Source organism: Blastococcus sp. PRF04-17 (genome assembly GCF_023016265.1).
In the GTDB taxonomy this organism is placed as follows: domain Bacteria; phylum Actinomycetota; class Actinomycetes; order Mycobacteriales; family Geodermatophilaceae; genus Blastococcus_B.
On the sequence record NZ_CP095412.1, the window covers coordinates 3,719,803 to 3,739,221 of the forward strand.

Below are 19,419 nucleotides of genomic sequence, written 5' to 3' on the forward strand. Positions count from 1 at the left end.
CTCAGGCCTCGACGGTCCAGGTGTCGGTGCCCGACAGGAGGGCGTGGAGGTCGGCGGGCTGCTGGGTGCGGGCGAGGTCGACCTGCTCGGCCATCATCGAGTCGTAGGTCGCCTTCTGCACCGAGCGGAAGACGCCCATCGGGGTGTAGCGCAGGTCCTGGGAGGACAGCCGGGACAGCGCGAACGCATACGCGGGGTTCTCCCGGTGCGCGTCGTGGACCACGATCTCGGCCGCGTCGACCTGGTTGGTCTCGGCGATCCGCAGGCCGCCGAACTCGTCGCGCACGACGCAGGAGGCGCCGTCGGGGCCGAAGACCAGCGGCTGGCCGTGGACCAGCGGGATCGACCACTGGGTGCCGGTGGCGGGGTCCTTGAGCAGCTCGAAGGCGCCGTCGTTGAAGATGTTGCAGTTCTGGTAGATCTCCACCAGCGAGGTGCCCTGGTGCTCGGCGGCCTGCCGCAGCACGTCGGTGAGCCCCTTGCGGTCGGAGTCCATCGCGCGGCCGACGAAGGTGGCGTCGGCGCCGAGGGCGAGGGAGACCGGGTTGAACGGGTGGTCCAGGGAGCCCATGGGGGTGGACTTGGTGACCTTGCCGACCTCGCTGGTGGGCGAGTACTGGCCCTTGGTCAGCCCGTAGATCCGGTTGTTGAACAGCAGGATCGTCATGTTCACGTTGCGGCGCAGCGCGTGGATGAGGTGGTTGCCGCCGATGGACAGCGCGTCGCCGTCGCCGGTGACCACCCACACCGACAGGTCGGGGCGGGAGGCGGCCAGGCCGGTGGCGATCGCCGGGGCGCGGCCGTGGATGGAGTGCATCCCGTAGGTGTTCATGTAGTACGGGAAGCGGGAGGAGCAGCCGATCCCCGAGACGATCACCATGTCCTCGCGGGCGATGCCCAGCGAGGGCAGGAAGGACTGGACCGCGTTGAGGATGACGTAGTCACCGCACCCCGGGCACCAGCGCACCTCCTGGTCGGTCTTGAAGTCCTTGGCCTTCAGCTCGGTCTGCTTCGGGCCGTGGGCCTCGACCGAGTGCTGGACGGCGTCGGCGATCGGCCCTTCGGCGGGCATGCCGAGCTCGACGGTGGTCACTGGGTGCCTCCGGTGGTGTCGATGACGTCTTGGACGACGGCGGCGAGCTCGGCGGCGCGGAAGGGCAGCCCGCGCACCTGGGTGTGGCTCTCGACGTCGACGAGGTACTTGGCGCGCAGCAGCAGCGCGAGCTGGCCGAGGTTCATCTCCGGGCAGATCACGCGGTCGTAGCGGGCCAGGATGTCGCCCAGGTCGGCCGGCATCGGGTTGAGGTGGCGCAGGTGGATCTGCGCGACGGAGCGACCGGACCGGCGGATCCGCCGGCAGGCGGCGCCGATCGGGCCGTAGGTCGAGCCCCAGCCGATCACGGCCACCCGCGCGTCGCCGTCCGGGTCGTCGACCTCGGTCGGTGGCAGGTCCGCGGCGATGCCGTCGACCTTGGCCTGCCGGGTGCGGGTCATGAAGTCGTGGTTGGCCGGGTCGTAGGAGATGTTGCCGGTCCGGTCGGCCTTCTCCAGTCCGCCGATGCGGTGCTGCATCCCCGCGGTGCCCGGGATCGCCCACGGCCGGGCGAGGGTCTCCGGGTCGCGCAGGTACGGGAGGAACTCGCCGTCCTCCCCGTTGGGCTCGGTCGCGAAGGCCACCGCCGTGCTCAGGTCGGGGAGGTCGTCGACCGCCGGGATCGCCCACGGCTCGGCGCCGTTGGCCAGGTAGCCGTCGGACAGCAGGATGACCGGCGTCCGGTAGGCCAGCGCGATCCGGCACGCCTCGAGGGCGGCGTCGAAGCAGTCGCCCGGGGAACGGGGCGCGATCACCGGGATCGGCGCCTCGCCGTTGCGGCCGAACATCGCCTGCAGCAGGTCCGACTGCTCGGTCTTGGTGGGCAGCCCGGTCGACGGGCCACCGCGCTGCACGTCGACCACGACCAGCGGCAGCTCCGTCATCACCGCCAGGCCCATCGCCTCCGACTTCAGCGAGACACCGGGTCCCGACGTCGTCGTCACGCCGAGCGCGCCGCCGAAGGAGGCGCCGATCGCCGAGGCGATGCCGGCGATCTCGTCCTCGGCCTGGAAGGTGCGCACGTCGAAGCCCTTGTGCTTGGACAGCTCGTGCAGGATGTCCGAGGCCGGGGTGATCGGGTAGGCGCCCAGGAACACCGGCAGCTTCGAGCGCCGGCCGGCGGCCACGAGGCCGAGCGCCAGCGCCTGGTTGCCGGAGATGTTGCGGTAGCGGCCCGGTGCCATCGGCGCGGGCTTGATCTCGTAGGAGACCGCGAACGCCTCGGTCGTCTCGCCGTAGTTGTAGCCGGCCCGGAACGCGGCGATGTTGGCCGCGGCGATCTCCGGCTTGCGGCGGAAGGTGCGCTCGAGGAAGCGGATCGTGCCCTCGGTCGGCCGGTGGTACATCCACGACAGCAGGCCGAGCGTGAACATGTTCTTGCTCCGCTCCGCCTCCTTCTTGCCCAGACCGGAGTCGGCGAGGGCGTCCAGTGTCATCGAGGTGAGCGGGACGGCGACGGTCTGCCAGCCCTCCAGCGAACCGTCCTCCAGCGGGTTGGTCGCGTAGCCGACCTTCGCCAGGTTGCGCGGGGTGAACTCGTCGGAGTCCACGATCAGCAACCCGCCACCGGGCAGATCGGCGAGGTTGGCCTTGAGTGCCGCCGGGTTCATCGCGACGAGGACGTCGGGGGCGTCGCCGGGCGTCATGATGTCGTGGTCGGCGAAGTGCAGCTGGAACGAGCTGACGCCGGGCAGGGTCCCCGTCGGCGCGCGGATCTCGGCGGGGAAGTTGGGCAGCGTCGACAGGTCGTTGCCGAAGGACGCCGTCTCGCTGGTGAACCGGTTGCCGGTCAGCTGCATGCCGTCGCCGGAGTCGCCGGCCAGCCGGATCACCACCCGGTCCAGCTCGACGACGCTCTTCACGAGACCGCCCGGAGCCGAGCTGATGGCCGCCTCGGGCCGATCGATCGCAGTCATGAGTGGTGCACCTCCACCGGCCGAGGTTACGTGCGTGTGTCCGCAGCCGGGGTGTGGACCCGGACACGAATCCTGCCGAACCTCAACAACCGGGCGATCCCGTTCCTCATTCCGACGAGGGACAGGTCGCAGGGCCGCCGGGAACCGGGGGCCGGGGGCGTCGCGTTGGAGCGGACGTGCAGCGATGGAACAACGGATTCAAGACCGCTGTGCTCCTGGGGCTGATGGGTGGGCTCATCCTGGCCGCCGGTGCGCTCCTCGGGGGACGCGGCGGTCTGCTCATCGCCCTGGTCGTCGCACTCGGGGTCAACGGGTACGCGTACTTCAACTCCGACAAGCTGGCGCTGCGGGCCATGCGCGCGTTCCCGGTCACCGAGACGCAGGCGCCGCAGCTCTACGCCATGGTGCGCGAACTGGCGACCGAGGCGCGGCAGCCCATGCCCCGGCTCTACGTGAGCCCCACCAACCAGCCCAACGCGTTCGCCACCGGGCGGAACCCGCGCAACGCGGCGGTCTGCGTGACCCAGGGCATCCTCGAACTGCTCGACCGGCGCGAGCTGCGGGGCGTGCTGGCCCACGAGCTCTCGCACGTCTACAACCGCGACATCCTGATCAGCTCCGTCGCCGGGGCCATGGCCACGGTGATCACCTACCTGGCGCACATGGCGATGTTCGCCTCGCTGTTCGGCGGGCGTGCCGGTGACGACCGGGGTGGCGGGAACGCGCTCGGTGGACTGCTGCTGATCTTCCTCGGCCCCCTGGCCGCCGGGCTGATCCAGATGTCGGTCAGCCGCAGCCGCGAGTACCAGGCCGACGCCACCGGCGCCGCCCTCTCCCGGGATCCGCTGGCCCTCGCCTCCGCCCTGCGCAAGATCGCGCGCGGGACCTCCGTCCTGCCGCTGCCCCAGGATGACCGGCTGGTGACCCAGAGCCACCTGATGATCGCCAACCCGTTCCGCGGGCAGGGACTGGCCTCCTGGTTCAGCACCCACCCGCCCATGGAGCAGCGGGTCGCCCGGCTGGAGCAGATGGCCCGGGAGCTCGGGTGAGGACCCCCGTCAGCGGTAGTGGTCGAACCGACCCCGGGTGTACGCGGCTCTCGTTGCGATCGACGGAACTGGCAGCTCCTCGTCGTCGTCGAACGGGACCGGGGCCGGTGGTGAGGAGCAGTCACCAGAAGGGCATCGCCTTCCGGCACGGTCCAGAGCCGAGCGGGGTGAGGATGTCCTGGCGAGGCATCGGCTCAGGTGTCCAGGCGTACGACGCCGGCGGTGCCGTCGACGGTGACGATGTGGCCATCGGTCAGCTCGGTGGTCGCCGTCGACGTCGCGAGCACCGCGGGGATGCCGTGCTCGCGCGCGACGATCGCGGTGTGCGACAGCGCGCCACCCCCGTCGGTGACCACCGCTCCGGCGATGCCGAACAGCACCGACCACACCGGAGTGGTGACGCGGGCCACGAGGACGTCGCCGGGCCGCAGGTTGCCGAACTCGTCCTCGGAACGAATGACCCGGACCGGTCCCGTGTGGGTGCCCGGTGAGCCGGGTGCGCCGGCCAGCCCGGCCTGCGCCTCGCCGACGCTGGGGGTGAACTCGTTGGCCATGTACCACATGAACGCGGCGTTGATCCGCCGCGCCTCGTCCGGTAGCCCCCGCACGTCGGGCGGCTGCTGCGGCGGGGGACCGTGGAAGGCCGGACCGGGGTGGGCGGTGACCCAGGCCCGCTCGGCACGCCGCCGTGCGACGAGCTCCCGCACGTCCTCGTCGGCGCGCAGCGCCCGCCGCAGCTCGTCGTCGGCGAGGTACGCCACATCCGCCGGTCGTGCGATGCGGTCGTCCCGGACCAGCCGCTCGCCGATCTCCAGCGCCACGCGGCGGATCAGCCCGCACGGGAGATTTCCGGTCCAGAACACGTTGTCCTCCCGGACGCCGTAGACCCGCCGCGCGGCCGTCAGCGCGCGATCGAACCGCCGACGGTCCTCCTCGGACCGAGGCGCCAGCAGCCGGCGCGCCTCGGCCTCCGCCCGGTCCCGCAGCGCGTGAGGGTCCTCGCCCGGTCGTTCACCGGCCGCGGCTTCGCGCAGCAGCCCCGCCAGCAGCCAGGGCCGTTCGGCCAGCGTGGCCGAACCGGGGTCGTCGCCGAGCGTGCGATGGCCGAAGCGGTCGAGGTGGCCGCGGAATGCGGCGCCGAGCGCCGGGTCGAGCTCTGCCAACCGCTTCTCGACGTCGGATCCGGGGTCCGCCAGCACCGCCTTCGCCTCCGGGCGGCCGCGCACCTGCGTGGCCAGTGCGGCCAGCGCCCGGGCCGGCTCGGCGGACGTCTCGGACAGGCCCGTCAGCAGCTGCAGGGTCTGCAACGTGTCCCAGCCCAGGAGTTGTCCGCAGGTGGTGGCCAGCTCGTGCAGCGCGACGACGTAGGGCGGCAACAACCGGAAGTGGATGTGCAGGCCCCGGCGCAGCAGCGCGACGGCGGCGCCGAACGTGGCCTCGAGCTCGGCGTCGGACAAGGCCGCCAGGTCCGTGGTCCGCAGCCGCTCGGTGTCGCTCCGGAACTCGTCGCGCCACTGCCGCTCCCAGCGGGCGGGCAGCTCGTCGAGCAACCCGGTGCGCAGCACCCGGCGGGCGGTCGCTGTCCGCCGGCGCAGGGGCGGCACCACCCGGGTCAGGATCCCCATCACCCACCACGGTGGTGCCGGGCCCTCCTTGCCCCCCACCGGCAGCACCCGGGTGTAGATCTCCCCGCCCAGCGACCGGCTCGTCAGGGTGTCGAGCAGGAGACCGAAGTCGCCGAACATCTCGGAGATGGTGGCGTCGAGCAGGGGCAGGTAGACCGACGCGCCGAGCGGGGTCATCGGCTCGTGGTAGTGCGCGGCGTCCTTGGTCCAGGTGCCCTCGGTCGGGACCTGCAGCGCCGGAGCGGTCGGCAGGGCGGTGATCGGCCGGGACTGCAGCACGTGCACGTTCCCGTCGGCGATCGCCCACTCGACGTCCTGGGGGGTTCCCAGCCGGTCCTCGAGTCGTTCCGCCATCTCGGCCACCTGCAGCGCGCTCGCCGCGTCGAGCGCGTTCTCCGGGGCGGCGACGCACTCGGCGGTGCCGCCGCGCACCACCCACTCGTCTGGGGTGGTGCCCCCCGACACCAGCCGCTCCCCCAGCCCCCGCACGGCGCTGACCAGCGTCTGGTCGCGGTCGCCGGTGACCGGGTTGGCGGTGAAGGCGACACCGGCCGCCTCGGCCCGGACCATGCGCTGGACCAGCACCGCCATGCCGCCTTCGGCGGCGCCGGCCGCGGCCCGGTAGGTCGTGACCCGGTCGCTGCGTGCAGCGGCGACGCAGCGGCGGACCGCGTCACACACCGCATCGAGGCCCTCGACGTCGAGGAACGATGCGTACTGGCCGGCGAAGGACGCGTCCGGGAGGTCCTCGGCCGTCGCCGACGACCTGACCGCGACCGGTCCGCCACCGAGGCGCGCGAGCGCCGCGGCGATCTGCTCCCGCAGGCCGGGAGGCAGCGGTGCACCCGCGAGCTCGTCGGCTGCCGGCTCCGCGGTCCCGGTCAGCTCGCCCCAGGAGTCGGCGGTGATGACGAAGAAGGCGGGCACGGGGAATCCGACGGCCGTCAGCATCGCGAGGGTGGCCGCCTTGTGACCCACCACCGTGGCGTCGCGGGCCGCCGGGTCCATGAGGTCGACCACGGTCGGATCGGCAGTCCTGGGTGCACCGGTCATCGTCTGCTCCTGACCACCCGGTTTTTGGTGGCAGTTACTATGACATCAATCATGCGCTACTGTCGAGCAGTGAGTGGACCCCGCAGCTACCGCAGCCCGCTCCGCGAACGCCAGGCGCACGAGACGCGTCAGCTGGTGCTGGCGGCGGCCGCTGACGAGCTCGTCGCCAACGGGATGGCGGACACCACCATCGCGGCGATCGCCGAGCGCGCGCAGGTGTCGCAGCGCACCGTCTACCGCCACTTCCCCGATTGGCAGTCGTTGCTCGATGCGTTGACCGAGTGGGTGGAATCCGAGCTCACCGCCAGGATGGAACGCACCCTGCCGGCGTCGGCGGACGTGTCGCTCGACGAGCTGCTGGACACCGGTCGCACCTTGTTCACGGCGATGGAGGATGTCGGCAGGCCGGCCGAGGCCATGGTGCTGACCGCCCAGGCCAACAGACTGCTGTCCGAGGGTCACCGCGAGCGCACGCGCGCGGTCGAGCGGGTGATCGCCGACGGGTTGCCGACGGTGGATCCGTCGACCCGGCGTCAGGTGTCCGCGATCGTGCGCCTGCTGTTCGGATCCCACACCTGGTACACGCTGACGCGGGAGCTGGGTCTGACCGCCGAGCAGGCCGGCGAGGCGGTCTCGCGGACGGCACGGGCGCTGCTCGCCGACGCACGGAGGACGGGTGAGACTTCCTGAGCACCTGCCGCGCCGATGGGAGCGCACTCGCCATCGGCATCACACACCCACCAGGTCCGCGACGTGCGGACCGTATGGAACTCGACTCCTATGGCACGCCGCTGAACTGCGCGACCGTCGCTGATCAGCGGTAGTTGTCGAACTGCAGAGCCACGTCGAGGTCGGCGCCCTTGAGCAGCTGCTGGACAGCCTGCAGGTCGTCGCGCTTCTTGCCGCTGACCCGCAGCTGGTCGCCCTGGATCTGCGCCTGCACACCCTTCGGGCCCTCGTCGCGGATCAGCTTGGCGATCTTCTTGGCGACGTCGGACTCGATGCCCTGCTTGATCCGTGCAGAGATCTTGTACGTCTTCCCCGACGCCTGCGGCTCGCCGACGTCGAGCACCTTGAGCGAGATGTTGCGCCGGATCAGCTTCTCCTTGAACACCTCGAGCGCGGCGGAGACCCGCTCCTCGGTGTCGGCCTGCAGCGTGACGCCGTCCTCGCCTGCCCAGGCGATGGATGCGTTCGTGCCGCGGAAGTCGAAGCGCTGCGAGAGCTCCTTGCCCGCCTGGTTCAGCGCGTTGTCCACCTCCTGGCGGTCCACCTTGCTCACGACGTCGAAGGACGAGTCGGCCATGGCTGTTCCCTTCCGCTGCGTGGACGTCGCCTCCGGGTGTCCGAGGACGCCGTCGCTCGTCTTGTAGTCTTCTCCGGTACCACCGCACGGCGGGTTGCCCGAGTGGCCAATGGGAGCGGACTGTAAATCCGTCGGCTTAGCCTACGAAGGTTCGAATCCTTCACCCGCCACGCCTGGTGCAGCGGCCCTCGACCACCTGGTCGGGGGCCGCTGTCGCTCAGGGGACGGTGGGTGCCCGTGCGCTCGCCGTCGCGGTGCGCTCCAGCGGCTGGCCGCCCAGGAACAACCAGCCGAAGGCGATCTCGACGAACCGGGTGCACCGCACCGTGACCTCGGCGCCGTCCGTCCGGGCCGACCACGAGTCGAGCCGCGCACCTCCGTCGGCGAGCTGGTCGGCGACGGCCGCCTGCGCGGCGGCCATGGTGAGCGGCAGCTCGGTGCCGACGCCTTCGGAGTAGACGACGGCCTCGTCGGTGCGGTTGGCCGCGGCCAGGGCGGCGCCGTCGCACACCGCCTGCACCTCCTGCTGCTCGAGGAAGGCGTCGGAGGCTGCGATGGCCCCGAGGACCATGAGCGCCGCGACCGTCCAGCAGACCAGGACGAAGGGCAGCGTGGATCCGCGCTCCCGGTCGGTCTCGAACGTCCGCACCGGCGCAGCGTACGGACGGCGGTCGTCGTCCACCGCCTGTGGACAGGGTCTGTGGACACTGTGGACACCCGATCGTGTGGCCCGGAGTCGCGCCACGGGGCCTGTGGACGACGCCCGCACCCGGCGATCTCACCGGTGACACTGCCGACATGGTCGTCGAGCTGCCCCCGATCGAGGTCTACGGCCTCGCCAACGCGCTGCGCGCAGCCGCTCGGGTCGCCGAGGAGATCGGCCCGCGGCTGGGCTCCCCGGGCGACGTCGGGGAGCACCTCAGCGCGGCGGTCGACAACTTCCTGGAGAGCCACCGGACGGCGGGGCGGGCACTCGCGGGGGAGCTGCAGTGGCTGGGGGACACCGTGGCCGCCGTCGCCGACTCCTGGCTCCGGCTGGACGCGGCCGTCGTCCCGGCGGCCGGGCGGGCCGACGCCCGATGACCGCCCTCCCCGAGACGATCCCCCTCGACCACCCGCGGGGCGATCCCGCCGCTCTGGACGAGCTCGTCCAGGCCGTCGCCCGGGTGGCGCACCTGCTGACCGTGCTGGCCGGGGACCTGACCGGCCCGAGCGCCGCCGCGCCCGGCTGGCTCGGCGCCGATGCCACGGCCGCGGCGGCCCAGATCGGATCGGTGGCCGGGCTGTCGCACCAGATGGCCGGAGCGGTTTTGCTCGCGACCGCGCGGCTGAGCGCGTACGCCGACCGGCTGGGCGAGGCCCGGCGGCGGGTCGACGCGTTGCGGGAGGAGCAGGACGAGGACTACCGCCGGGCCTGGAGGCTGGTGTCCGAGCTACCGGATCCTCAGGCGGAGTTCAGGTTCGGCGGGCCGGCCGCGGCCGCCGTCGTCGAGGAGTTCCGGGCAGGGGAGGACTCGCGTCGGCGCCGCACGCGGCCCTGCTGACCGAGGTGGAGGCCGAGGCTGCCGTCGTGGCGTCGGCGCTGCGGGAGGCCGGAGCGGTCGTGGGCGGCCACGGCCGGCCCGGCGACGACGTCCGCGCGCTGGCCCACCTGGCCACGCTCCTCCCCGGTTGGGGCGAGGAGGAACTCGCGGCGCGAGGCGCTGCGCTCGCGGCGCAGCTCGGCGACTTCGACGGCGACCCGGAGCTCGAGGGCATCCAGGACCGCATGGCGCACGCAGCTCGCGCCGCCCTTCCTCTCTCGGGGACGCCGGCGTTCGCGGACGCCGTGCTCGCTCGTCTCGGGGTGGACGGCGTGCGGGATCTGCTGACCGCCCTGGGTCGTGCCGCGGACCCGGCGACGTCGCCGGTGGCGGCGCTGCTGGCGTCCGTGCTCGGCGTGGCTTCCTCCGGTGGACCGTCGTGGGCGGTCGTGGACGCTCCGTACGCGGGCGCACAGGGCGTCTCGGTGGACCTGACGGTGGCCGGCATGACCGCCGTGCTCGCCGCGGGGGCCGTTCCCGGAGCGCGCGGGTTGCGTCCCGCCACCGTCGCCCTGTGGACGCGGCAGTTCCTGCTGCTGGACAAAGCCGAGGGGCGACGAGTCGGTGAGCGGGTCACGTACAGATGGAGCTCAGAGCTGGCCGACCCCGTCGCTGTGGGGATGGGTGTCCTCGCCCGGAGTGGTGCTCCCCATGTGGTGGCGGGCCTGCTCGAGGAGGCCGCTGTGTGGACCGAGGCGTTGTCCCGGTGGTGGAGGGACGGAGGCGACGCCTTCGGCGAGTTGGTGCACCAGCTCCGGCTCGACGATTCGTCCACGGGCGCCCGTGCCGTCCGGGTGGCGCTGGAGGTGATCGGCTCAGGTCTGACGCCGGGCGACCTGTCGGCGCGCACGGTTCGGCGAGACACCGTCGACGCCGTCTCCTCGTCCCTCGCGCACGCGGTGGCGGCGCACGTCCCGGTCGCGGTCGAGGCGCTGTCGGTGGGAGTCGACGGACTGCTGCGCAACGGCGGAGCGCCGCTGCGTGCCCTCGGCTACCTGAGTGTCGGGAGCGGCGGGGCGGCGGCGATGCAGGAGGCCATCCTGGACTGGTCCCGCGACCGCCCGGTCGAACCAGGAGATGCCAGTTCCTTCTCGCCCGCACCGGCGGTCGCGATCCCCGCCGCGTACATGGCGGCCCGGGAGTACGGCCAGCGACTCGACCACGCGCTCGACGCGTACGAGATCAAGGAGGAGGCGGAGGCCGAGGCCGAGCGGTGGGACAAGACCTTCGGTCTGCTGGGATTCCTGCCGGGGCCCTGGGGCCTCGTCGGAGGAGTGGCAGAAGGGAGCGCAGCGATCGCCCTCGGCATGGACGGCAGGTTCGACGCGGGGGTCGATCGAGGGCTGCGTTTCGATGCGGATGATGCCGTGGACGTCGCCTCGGCGGCGACCTCACCGGATCGCTCGGTCGACCTGGCGGCGCTGGACGAGCAGGCGCGAGCTGCGTTCGCCCGGACCGGGCGGGCGCTGGGCGACGTCGCCGCACCCGTGTCCGAGGAATCCGACCTCGCGGCAGTGTTCGCCGATGGCCTCAGGGGGCTGGCGCAGGAGCGGGTCGTGAGGGCGCTGAAGCTGCTCCGCGGCGGCGATTGAGAGCCAGCTCTCACCCGATCGGTGACGACTCGTCCAATCGCAGCTACACAGAGTGACGACGCGAGGGATCGTCACCCCGTCGTGATCTTCGATGCTTGTCCATCCGGGTGACGGGAAGCAATGTTCCCAGCGCGGTCCGTACCGAACGACGCTCTGCCCCCGCGCGTAAGTGGCTGCCGCAAGCCCGCAGTCAGTCATGCACACATTCGTGGAGGCGTCATGAGCTCGCAGACCCGTACCGCCAAGTGGAACCGCACCGCCAAGTGGAACCGGACGGCGAAGTGGAACCGCACGGCGAAGTGGAACTGATCCACTGATCTGAAGATTCCTCCGCAGCGGGGCAGGCGGCCTGAGGGCACCTGCCCCGTTTCGGGTTCCGGCTCCTCGGTCCCGGGCCTCGCCGCTGTTAGCCTCGGCGCGCCCTTCCCCACCTGAGAGAAACCGGGTCACGTTGGCCGAGCCCGAGATTTCCCCTGCGCCGCGCGGCTCCTCCGCCGCGACGCGCCGGGCTTGGACCATCGCCGTCGGTGGCACCGTCCTGGCGCTGACCTTGGCTGCATCCGTCCTGCCGGCCGCCATCGAGCCGTTCCGCCCGCTGGCGGTGCTCGCCGTCGGTGTCCTGTTCCTGGTCAGCGAGTCCATCGAGATGCATGTCGAGTTCCGGCGGCAGACCTACTCGTGGTCGCTGGCCGAACTCGCGCTGACCATCGCGCTGGTCGAGGTGGGCGGGTTCTGGGCCACCATCGCGTGGATCGTCGCGCTGGCCCTGCAGACCGGCCTGCGCGGCCACTTCCAGCCGGCGAAGGCGGTCTTCAACCTCGCCATGGCGCTGCTCCACGGCTCCGTCGCGGTCGCCGTCCTCCAGGCCATGCCGGACGCCGAGATCACCCAGCCGCTGGGCTGGCTGGGCCTCGTCCTCGCCGTCCTGATCGCCAACCTCGTCGTGGCACTGATGATCAGCGTCGCGATCATCGGGACGGCGGGGTATCCCGGTCCCTCGCTGTGGCGCGAGCAGCTCGTGCCGATCGCCGTCGTCTCGCCGGTCATCGTCTCGGTCGGCATCATCGCGCTGCTCCTGACGACGCTGAGCCCGTGGGCCTGGCTGCTCATCCTGCCCGTGCTCTCGGTCGTCGGACTGCTCTTCCGGCGCTTCGGCAAGGTGGCCCGCGAGGGCAGCAGCGTCGAGCGCGTCTACGCCTTCGCGCGCCGGGTGGAGCAGGTCTCCCCGGACGAGGCGGGCACCCAGCAGATCGTGCAGGCAGTCCGGGAGCTGCTGAACGCCGAGCGCGTCGCGCTGTGGCTCCCGCCGTACCTCGACGAGGAACCGCGTTTGATCGTCTCCGCCGAGAACGGCGCGGTCTGGTACGACGGCCCCGGCGACCCGGACGACGTCTTCCGCCGCCGGGCCGTCAGCTCCACCGACGGCCCGCTGCTGGTCTCGCTCGCCAAGGCCGACCCCGAAGAGGCCGCCGGCCTGGCGCGGCGGGGCGTCTCCGACCTGCTCGGCGCGCCGGTCATGACGGCAGCCGGTGAGCCCGGATACCTGGAGGTCTGCGACCGCTCCAGCGAGGTGATGGACTTCGCCGACAGCGACCGGGCGGCACTGGACTCCATGCTCACCCACGTCAACGCAGCGATCCGGCACCAGCAGCTGCTGACGCAGATCCGCTACGACGCCGACCACGACCGGCTCACCGGCCTGCCCAACCGCCAGCGCCTGGCGGCGGAGATCGAGCAACTGCTCTCGGCCGAGCCGATGACCGCCCGCGCGGGGCTGATCCTGGCCTCCCTGGGCAACTACACCGAGGTCACCGACACCCTCGGCCACGCGGCCAGCGACGAACTGCTCCTCGTCACCGCGGGCCTGCTGCGCGAGCACGCGCCGCCGCACGCCCTGCTGGCCCGCATGGAGGGCGAGCAGTTCGCCGTCCTCCTGCCGGGACTGTCGCTGCAGGCGACCGAGCGGGCGGCCCGGCGGTTGCGCGAGGCGGCCTCCACCCGCTCACGGGTGGCCGGCCTGGACCTCGAGGTGACCCTGACCATCGGCGTGGCCGCCGCTCCGGTGCACGGCACGGACGCGGGCACGCTCATGCAGCGGGCCGACGTCGCCCTGCTGGCCGCGGCGGACTCCGGTGGGGTGGCCAGCTACCACCCGGTGCTCGACCAGCAGAGCCTGCGCCGCCTGCAGCTGGGCACCGAGCTCGAGACGGCGATGCGCGAGGGCCAGATCAGCGTCGTCTACCAGCCCATCATCGACGCCCAGACCTCCGACATCGTCTCGGTGGAGACGCTCGTCCGCTGGGCGCACCCGCGCTACGGCTCGATCCCCCCGGACGACTTCATCCACCTCGCCGAGCAGATCGGCCGCATCGGGCACCTGACCGACCACGTGCTCGACCTCGCTCTGGCTCGCTGCCGGCGGTGGCTGGACCAGGACATCGCGCTGTCGGTCGCGGTGAACCTCTCGGTGCACTGCCTCACCGAGCACGACCTCGTCGCCCGGGTGCGGCGCGCGCTGCAGCGGCACCGCGTGCCGGGCGAGCTGCTGACCCTCGAGCTCACCGAGGGCAGCGTCGTCGACGACTCGGTCCGCGACAGCACCGTCCTGGCCGATCTGCACGGCCTGGGCTTGCGGCTGTCCATGGACGACTTCGGCACCGGCTACTCGTCGCTCTCCCAGTTGCGCCAGCTCCCCATCGACGAGGTGAAGATCGACAAGTCCTTCGTCCTGGGCATGTCGACCAGCCAGGGGGAGTCGTTCATCGCGCGGTCGATCATCGAACTGGCCCACAACCTGGGTCTCCGGGTGGTCGCCGAGGGCGTCGAGGACGAGCTGACCCGCAACCTGCTCGCCCAGATGGGATGCGACAAGCTCCAGGGATTCCTGGTCAGCCGTCCGCTGCCCGACGACCGGCTGGAGAGCTGGCTGCTGGCCCGCACCGGCGTCCGCTCGGCGGCGCCCGGGGCGACCCATCGCCGGCTGTTCGTGCGGACGTAGCGGCGCGCCCCCTGCCGGAGCCGACCGCGCCGGTCAGGTACAGTTCTCGACGGCTCTTCGAGCACGCCCCTTTAGCTCAGTCGGCAGAGCGTCTCCATGGTAAGGAGAAGGTCTACGGTTCGATTCCGTAAAGGGGCTCTGTGACCTGCCGGTCCTGTCGCGAGACCGGGCCGCACGGTCATCCCGGCGGTGTAGCTCAGCCTGGTAGAGCAAGCGGCTCATAATCGCTGTGTCACCGGTTCAAGTCCGGTCACCGCTACTCCCGACGGACCCCGCACCCCGGGGTCCGTCCGCACGTCAGCAAGCACCGCGTCGGCGTCCGCCGGCTCGGCCGTACAAGGCTAGGAGCACTCCTCATGGCAGCGACCGACATCCGTCCGAAGATCACCCTGGCCTGCCAGGAGTGCAAGAACCGCAACTACATCACCCGCAAGAACCGGCGCAACGACCCCGACCGGCTCGAGCTGATGAAGTACTGCCCGCGCGAGCGCAAGCACACGCTGCACCGCGAGACCCGCTGATCTGACAGCGCGGATCAACTCAGCCGTACACGCGAGAGGGCGGGAGCATGGCGCTGGACCGGGAACTGGTCGGGCGCAGCTACCCGCCCTCCGCCGTCTACGAGGTGGGCCGGGCCAAGATCGCCGAGTTCGCCACGGCGATCGGTGCCGACGACCCGGTCCACCGCGACGTCGCGGCGGCCCGCGCCGCCGGCCATCCCGACGTCATCGCCCCGCCGACCTTCGCCATCGTGGTGAGCCTCGAGGCGGCGTTCGTCGTCCTCGACGACCCGGACGTGGGACTGGACTACAGCCGGGTCGTCCACGGCGAGCAGAAGTTCGTCCACCACCGGCCCATCCGGGCCGGTGACCGGCTGGTGGCCACGACCACGATCGACGGCGCACGCACCGTCGCCGGCAACGACCTGCTGACCGCGCGGGTCGACCTCGCCACCGAGGACGGCGAGGCGGTCTGCACCGCCACGTCGATGCTGGTCGCCCGGGGGAGTCATGACGCACGAGGTCGGCACGGAGCTGCCCACCCAGGTCCTCCGGATCACGCGGGCCGACCTCGTCCGCTATGCGGGCGCGTCCGGCGACTTCAACCCGATCCACTGGAACGACCGGACGGCGACCGCGGTGGGCCTCCCGGGCGTCATCGCCCACGGCATGTTCACGATGGCGCTGGCGGCGCGCGTCGTGACGGCATGGACGGGCGACCCGGGCGCCCTGGTCGAGTACCACGTGCGCTTCGGCCGGCCGGTGGTCGTGCCCGATGACGACGAGGGCGCCGAGGTGACCGTGCAGGGCAGGGTGGGCGCCGTGCTGGACGACGGCAGGCTGCGCGTCGACCTGACCGTCACCAGCGCCGGTGAGAAAGTGCTCTCCCTGGCCCGCGCGACCGTCCGCATGGCATGAGGGCGGCGCGGCGGCCCTCCGTCGCCCTCGCCGGCGTGCTCGTGCTGGCGGGCTGCACCTCGTTTTCGCAGTCGGTCGAGGTGGCCGCTCCGCCGGATCCCGCCACCACCGCCCCCGAGCCGCCGGAGGACGAACGATTCGCCTGCCCGGCCGAGCGTGCCGAGCCCGACCCCGACCGGCCGGTGATCGCGCTGGACTTCCGCCTCGAGGACGACCGCTCGACGGTCACGGGCACGGAGGCCGTCGCGTTCACGCCCGACCTGCCCGTCCGCGAGCTCGTCTTCCGGCTGATCCCCAACAGCCCCGACTCGGCGCCGAACGGCAACCGTCTGGTGGTCGACGACGTTCGCGGCACCGACGTCGCCGGGGGGCGGTACGAGGACGCCGGAGCCGCCGATCCGGGCGGGCTCTACGTGGTGGAGCTGGCCGACGAACTGGACGCCGGTGAGACGACCGAGGTCGAGCTGGACTTCACGCTGTCGCTGGGCAGCCGCGGGTTCGACCGGGTCGGCACCGACGAGGGACTGGCCTGGTGGGCCAGTGGCGCCCCGCTGCTCGCCTGGGAGCCCGGAGTGGGCTGGGCCCAGGACCCGTTCGTCGACCTCGGCGGGGAGACCGCCAACAGCCCCGTCGCCGACACGACCATCACGGTCTCGGCTCCCGAGGACCTCACGGTGATGATGACCGGCCGGCAGGAGGAGCCCTCGCAGCCGCAGGGCGGTCGCCGCACCTGGACGTCGCACGAGCCGGTGGCCCGCGACGTCGCCGTCGCCGCGGGAGCGTTCGGGACGGCGCAGGGCGAGACCCCGGGGGGCGTGCGCGTGCGCGCGGGCACCCTTCCCGGCAGCGACGTGGAACCGGCGGCGCTGCTCGAGGCGACGACGGATGCGATCGCCGAGCTCGAGCGGTTCCTCGGCCCGTTCCCGTACGAGACCCTCACCGTGCCGCTGCTGCCGGACTACGGCGGCGGCATCGAGTACCCGAGCCTGATCCTCCAGGCGACGCCCAGCCGGCAGGTCCTGGTGCACGAGGTCGCCCACATGTGGTTCTACGGGATGGTGGGCAACTCCCAGTTCCGCGACCCCTGGCTGGACGAGGCCTTCGCGTCCTGGGCCGAGTCGGTCGCCGACCGGGGGCAGGACCTGGTCGACGAGGACGCGATCACCCTCGATGGCCCGGTCGGCGGATCGATGACCGACTACGACGGCACGCGCGAGTACTTCACCCTCGTCTACGACAAGGGCGGCGCCGCGCTCCTCGCCGCGCGCGAGGCTGCCGGGGCCGAGGCGTTCGACGAGGCCATCCGGTGCTACGTCGACGCCACCGCCTGGAGCATCGCCACCCCCGAGGACCTCGGCCGCGCGCTGGCGGACCTGCCCGCGGCCGTCGCCGTCCTCAACCGGGCACAGGCCCTGGGCAAGGACGACATCCTGCGCTGAGAGCTACGCGGCCGAGCCGAGCAGCCGCTGCATCCGGCTCACGCCCTCGACCAGGTCCTCGTCGCCGAGCGCGTAGGACATGCGCAGGTAGCCCGGGGTCCCGAACGCCTCGCCGGGAACGACGGCCACCTCCGCCTCCTCCAGGATCAGCTCCGCCAGCTCCGCGCTGGTCTGCGCCGTCCGGCCGGCGATCGGCCGGCCCAGCAGACCCTTCACCGAGGGGTAGACGTAGAACGCGCCCTGCGGCTCGGGGCAGGCCACCCCGGGGATCTCCCGCAGCATCGACACGATCGTCTGCCGGCGCCGGTCGAAGGCCTCGCGCATGGTCGCGACGGCGGACAGGTCCCCGTTCAGCGCCGCGATCGCCGCCGCCTGCGACACGTTGGCCACGTTGGACGTGGCGTGCGACTGCAGGTTGGTCGCGGCCTTGACCAGGTCCGCCGGGCCCACGATCCAGCCGACCCGCCAGCCCGTCATGGCGTAGGTCTTGGCCACACCGTTGACCACCACGCAGCGCTCGGCCAGCTCCGGCACCACGACCGGCATCGACGGTGCCGTCGCGCCGCCGTAGGTGAGGTGCTCGTAGATCTCGTCGGTGAGCACCCACAGCCCCGCGTCCAGCGCCCACCGGCCGATCTCGGCCACCTGCTCCGCCGGGTAGACCGCGCCGGTGGGGTTGGACGGGGAGCAGAAGAGCAGCACCTTGGTGCGAGGCGTCCGTGCAGCCTCGAGCTGGGCGGCCGAGACGAGGTAGCCGCTCTGCTCGTCGGCGACAACCGGCACGGGGACGCCGCCGGCCAGGCGGATGGCCTCGGGATAGGTCGTCCAGTACGGCGCGGGCACCAGGACCTCGTCGCCGGGGTCGAGCATCGTCGCGAACGCCTCGTAGACCGCTTGCTTGCCGCCGTTGGTCACCAGGACGTTCGCCGGGGCCACCTGCAGGCCGGAGTCGCGCGCCGTCTTGGCGACGATGGCGTCCTTGAGCGCGGGCAGTCCGCCCGCCGGGGTGTAGCGGTGCATCGCCGGCTGGGTGGCCGCGGCCACCGCCGCCTCGACGATGTAGTCCGGCGTCGGGAAGTCCGGCTCACCGGCCCCGAAGCCGATCACCGGCTTGCCGGCCGCCTTGAGCGCCTTGGCCTTCGCGTCGACCGCCAGCGTCGCCGACTCGCTGATCGCGGCGATGCGACGGGAGATCCGGCGCTCGGCGGGTGGCAGGGCGGCGGACCCAGCCGGGGAGAGGGCGGACGTGGACTCCGGGGTGGAGACGGCGGTCATGGGTCCATCGTGTCAAAGTCAGGGCGCCCCCGACGACGCAGGCGGACGCGGGGGCCTCGGCCGGCGGCGCGAACAGCCCTCTCGTGCCGTCGGAGCACCGGGGACCGTCGAACTCGCCCGCTCCGCTGCGCCGACCGGTGGGACGTTGGCTGCGCGGCCCCGCGGTCCCGTACACTGGCCGCCTGGGGCAGCTGACCCCGCCACCGGCGTGCCCCGGAACCTCTCGAGGCTCTGTGCTGCCGTGGTGAGGCGGGCGGCCCCGGGGTGCGATCCCGAGGTTCGGGTTCTAGGGGTGTAGCTCAATTGGCAGAGCAGCGGTCTCCAAAACCGCAGGCTGCAGGTTCAAGTCCTGTCACCCCTGCCACCGCAGTTGACGACCGACCGACGGCCACTCACGGGAGCGGCCACCACCACGAGGCGAGCGAGGCGCAGTGAGCGACGAGAAGCCGGGACGCGAGGACGACCCTCGCGACGCCGAGCTGACCGACGAGCAGCTCGACCGCGAGGCGCCCGGCGTCGACGACGCGGCGGAGCTCGAGGCGGCGGAGGACGAGATCGCCGCCGAGGCGGAGGCCGAGGAGGACAAGGTCGTCGCCACGCGGGGGTGGGTGATCGCAAGCACCGCCGGGGCGGCGCGATCACCGCCGGCGACGACGACGAGGACGACCTCGCACCGGCGCGGAGCCGCCGGGCCGCCCGGACGGCGACCCGTGAGGGGAGCGGCACCCGGTCGCGAGCGGAGGCCGAACGCGCCCGCGCCGAGGGCGTCCGGCAGAAGCGCTCCCTGGCGCGGTTCCTCCGGGAGGTCGTCGCCGAGCTGCGCAAGGTCATCTGGCCCGGGCGCCGCGAGCTGCTCACCTACACCACCGTGGTCATCGTGTTCGTGGCGTTCGTCGTCGCGCTCGTGGCCGGCCTGGACCTGCTCTTCGCCCAGGGCGTGATCGCCGTCTTCGGCTGACCTCCGTCCCGCGCGACATGCACGCCCCTGACAAGGAAGAGACACACACCGTGATCGAACTCGTGAGATCACCAATGAGCGCAGCACCGTCGGTCACGACGCCGACGAGCGCCA

16 protein-coding genes, 4 tRNA genes and 1 pseudogene are annotated in these 19,419 nt (G+C 72.2%); 15 read left to right on the top strand and 6 right to left on the bottom strand.

Features of this window, described 5'->3' with window-relative positions; translation table 11 throughout:
• Nucleotide 1 precedes the first annotated feature (1 nt).
• Nucleotides 2–1,093 carry a 2-oxoacid:ferredoxin oxidoreductase subunit beta gene (locus MVA48_RS18865; RefSeq protein WP_246982463.1) on the bottom strand — a complete coding sequence of 364 codons (1,092 nt, stop codon included), beginning with the start codon at nucleotides 1,091–1,093 and terminating at the stop codon, nucleotides 2–4.
• Complete coding sequence (locus MVA48_RS18870; protein WP_246982466.1) at nucleotides 1,090–3,009, bottom strand: 2-oxoacid:acceptor oxidoreductase subunit alpha; 1,920 nt, start codon at nucleotides 3,007–3,009, stop codon at nucleotides 1,090–1,092. The genes MVA48_RS18865 and MVA48_RS18870 overlap by 4 nt, the downstream gene beginning before the upstream one ends.
• Nucleotides 3,010–3,185: 176 nt before the next feature.
• Here MVA48_RS18870 and htpX point away from each other — a divergent pair, with 176 nt between their 5' ends.
• Complete coding sequence (htpX, locus tag MVA48_RS18875) at nucleotides 3,186–4,058, top strand: zinc metalloprotease HtpX (RefSeq protein WP_246982467.1); 873 nt, start codon at nucleotides 3,186–3,188, stop codon at nucleotides 4,056–4,058.
• 194 nt (nucleotides 4,059–4,252) lie between these two features.
• On the opposite strand, the gene MVA48_RS18880 is transcribed toward htpX, so the two are convergent.
• Nucleotides 4,253–6,736 (bottom strand): PEP/pyruvate-binding domain-containing protein, encoded by a 2,484-nt coding sequence (locus MVA48_RS18880; RefSeq protein WP_246982468.1) that lies wholly within the window; start codon nucleotides 6,734–6,736, stop codon nucleotides 4,253–4,255.
• A gap of 135 nt (nucleotides 6,737–6,871) precedes the next feature.
• Between MVA48_RS18880 and MVA48_RS18885 the strand changes: the two genes are divergently transcribed.
• Nucleotides 6,872–7,426, top strand: a complete 555-nt coding sequence (locus MVA48_RS18885) for a TetR/AcrR family transcriptional regulator (protein WP_246982469.1) — start codon at nucleotides 6,872–6,874, stop codon at nucleotides 7,424–7,426.
• A gap of 124 nt (nucleotides 7,427–7,550) precedes the next feature.
• Here MVA48_RS18885 and MVA48_RS18890 read toward each other — a convergent pair whose 3' ends face one another.
• Nucleotides 7,551–8,042 carry a YajQ family cyclic di-GMP-binding protein gene (locus tag MVA48_RS18890; RefSeq protein WP_246982470.1) on the bottom strand — a complete coding sequence of 164 codons (492 nt, stop codon included), beginning with the start codon at nucleotides 8,040–8,042 and terminating at the stop codon, nucleotides 7,551–7,553.
• Between the two features lie 88 nt (nucleotides 8,043–8,130).
• On the opposite strand from MVA48_RS18890, the gene MVA48_RS18895 reads away from it, so the two are divergent.
• Nucleotides 8,131–8,212 (top strand) — tRNA-Tyr (locus tag MVA48_RS18895).
• A 47-nt stretch (nucleotides 8,213–8,259) separates the two neighbouring features.
• Here MVA48_RS18895 and MVA48_RS18900 read toward each other — a convergent pair.
• Nucleotides 8,260–8,691: a Tad domain-containing protein gene (locus MVA48_RS18900; RefSeq protein ID WP_246982471.1), complete on the bottom strand. Its 432-nt coding sequence runs from the start codon at nucleotides 8,689–8,691 to the stop codon at nucleotides 8,260–8,262.
• Nucleotides 8,692–8,840: 149 nt separating this feature from the next.
• On the opposite strand from MVA48_RS18900, the gene MVA48_RS18905 reads away from it, so the two are divergent.
• The 10 genes and pseudogenes from MVA48_RS18905 to MVA48_RS18950 all read left to right on the top strand — a co-directional run bounded on the left by MVA48_RS18905 (nucleotide 8,841) and on the right by MVA48_RS18950 (nucleotide 17,072).
• Nucleotides 8,841–9,125: a hypothetical protein gene (locus MVA48_RS18905; RefSeq protein WP_246982472.1), complete on the top strand. Its 285-nt coding sequence runs from the start codon at nucleotides 8,841–8,843 to the stop codon at nucleotides 9,123–9,125.
• Complete coding sequence (locus tag MVA48_RS18910; RefSeq protein ID WP_246982474.1) at nucleotides 9,122–9,586, top strand: hypothetical protein; 465 nt, start codon at nucleotides 9,122–9,124, stop codon at nucleotides 9,584–9,586. The genes MVA48_RS18905 and MVA48_RS18910 overlap by 4 nt, the downstream gene beginning before the upstream one ends.
• 5 nt (nucleotides 9,587–9,591) lie before the next feature.
• Nucleotides 9,592–11,217: a hypothetical protein gene (locus MVA48_RS18915; RefSeq protein WP_246982476.1), complete on the top strand. Its 1,626-nt coding sequence runs from the start codon at nucleotides 9,592–9,594 to the stop codon at nucleotides 11,215–11,217.
• Between the two features lie 550 nt (nucleotides 11,218–11,767).
• Nucleotides 11,768–14,215 (top strand): putative bifunctional diguanylate cyclase/phosphodiesterase, encoded by a 2,448-nt coding sequence (locus tag MVA48_RS18920; RefSeq protein ID WP_246982478.1) that lies wholly within the window; start codon nucleotides 11,768–11,770, stop codon nucleotides 14,213–14,215.
• A 65-nt stretch (nucleotides 14,216–14,280) separates the two neighbouring features.
• Nucleotides 14,281–14,353: transfer RNA gene (locus tag MVA48_RS18925), tRNA-Thr, on the top strand.
• A 47-nt stretch (nucleotides 14,354–14,400) separates the two neighbouring features.
• A tRNA-Met gene (locus MVA48_RS18930) sits at nucleotides 14,401–14,474 on the top strand.
• 97 nt (nucleotides 14,475–14,571) lie between these two features.
• On the top strand, nucleotides 14,572–14,736 hold the full coding sequence (rpmG, locus tag MVA48_RS18935; protein WP_092194908.1) for a 50S ribosomal protein L33: 165 nt from the start codon (nucleotides 14,572–14,574) through the stop codon (nucleotides 14,734–14,736).
• 47 nt (nucleotides 14,737–14,783) lie between these two features.
• A pseudogene (locus tag MVA48_RS18940) lies at nucleotides 14,784–15,161 on the top strand (FAS1-like dehydratase domain-containing protein); the annotation flags it as partial.
• Nucleotides 15,162–15,225: 64 nt separating this feature from the next.
• Nucleotides 15,226–15,633, top strand: coding sequence for a MaoC family dehydratase (locus tag MVA48_RS18945; RefSeq protein ID WP_246982479.1), 408 nt, complete (start codon nucleotides 15,226–15,228; stop codon nucleotides 15,631–15,633).
• A complete protein-coding gene (locus MVA48_RS18950) occupies nucleotides 15,630–17,072 on the top strand; it encodes a M1 family aminopeptidase (RefSeq protein ID WP_246982480.1) in 1,443 nt (480 codons plus the stop codon). The genes MVA48_RS18945 and MVA48_RS18950 overlap by 4 nt, the downstream gene beginning before the upstream one ends.
• A 3-nt stretch (nucleotides 17,073–17,075) precedes the next feature.
• On the opposite strand, the gene MVA48_RS18955 is transcribed toward MVA48_RS18950, so the two are convergent.
• Complete coding sequence (locus MVA48_RS18955) at nucleotides 17,076–18,347, bottom strand: pyridoxal phosphate-dependent aminotransferase (RefSeq protein ID WP_246982481.1); 1,272 nt, start codon at nucleotides 18,345–18,347, stop codon at nucleotides 17,076–17,078.
• 288 nt (nucleotides 18,348–18,635) lie between these two features.
• Here MVA48_RS18955 and MVA48_RS18960 point away from each other — a divergent pair.
• Both MVA48_RS18960 and secE read left to right on the top strand, forming a co-directional pair.
• Nucleotides 18,636–18,711: transfer RNA gene (locus MVA48_RS18960), tRNA-Trp, on the top strand.
• A 240-nt stretch (nucleotides 18,712–18,951) separates the two neighbouring features.
• Complete coding sequence (gene secE, locus MVA48_RS18965; RefSeq protein ID WP_246982482.1) at nucleotides 18,952–19,305, top strand: preprotein translocase subunit SecE; 354 nt, start codon at nucleotides 18,952–18,954, stop codon at nucleotides 19,303–19,305.
• Nucleotides 19,306–19,419: the final 114 nt, after the last annotated feature.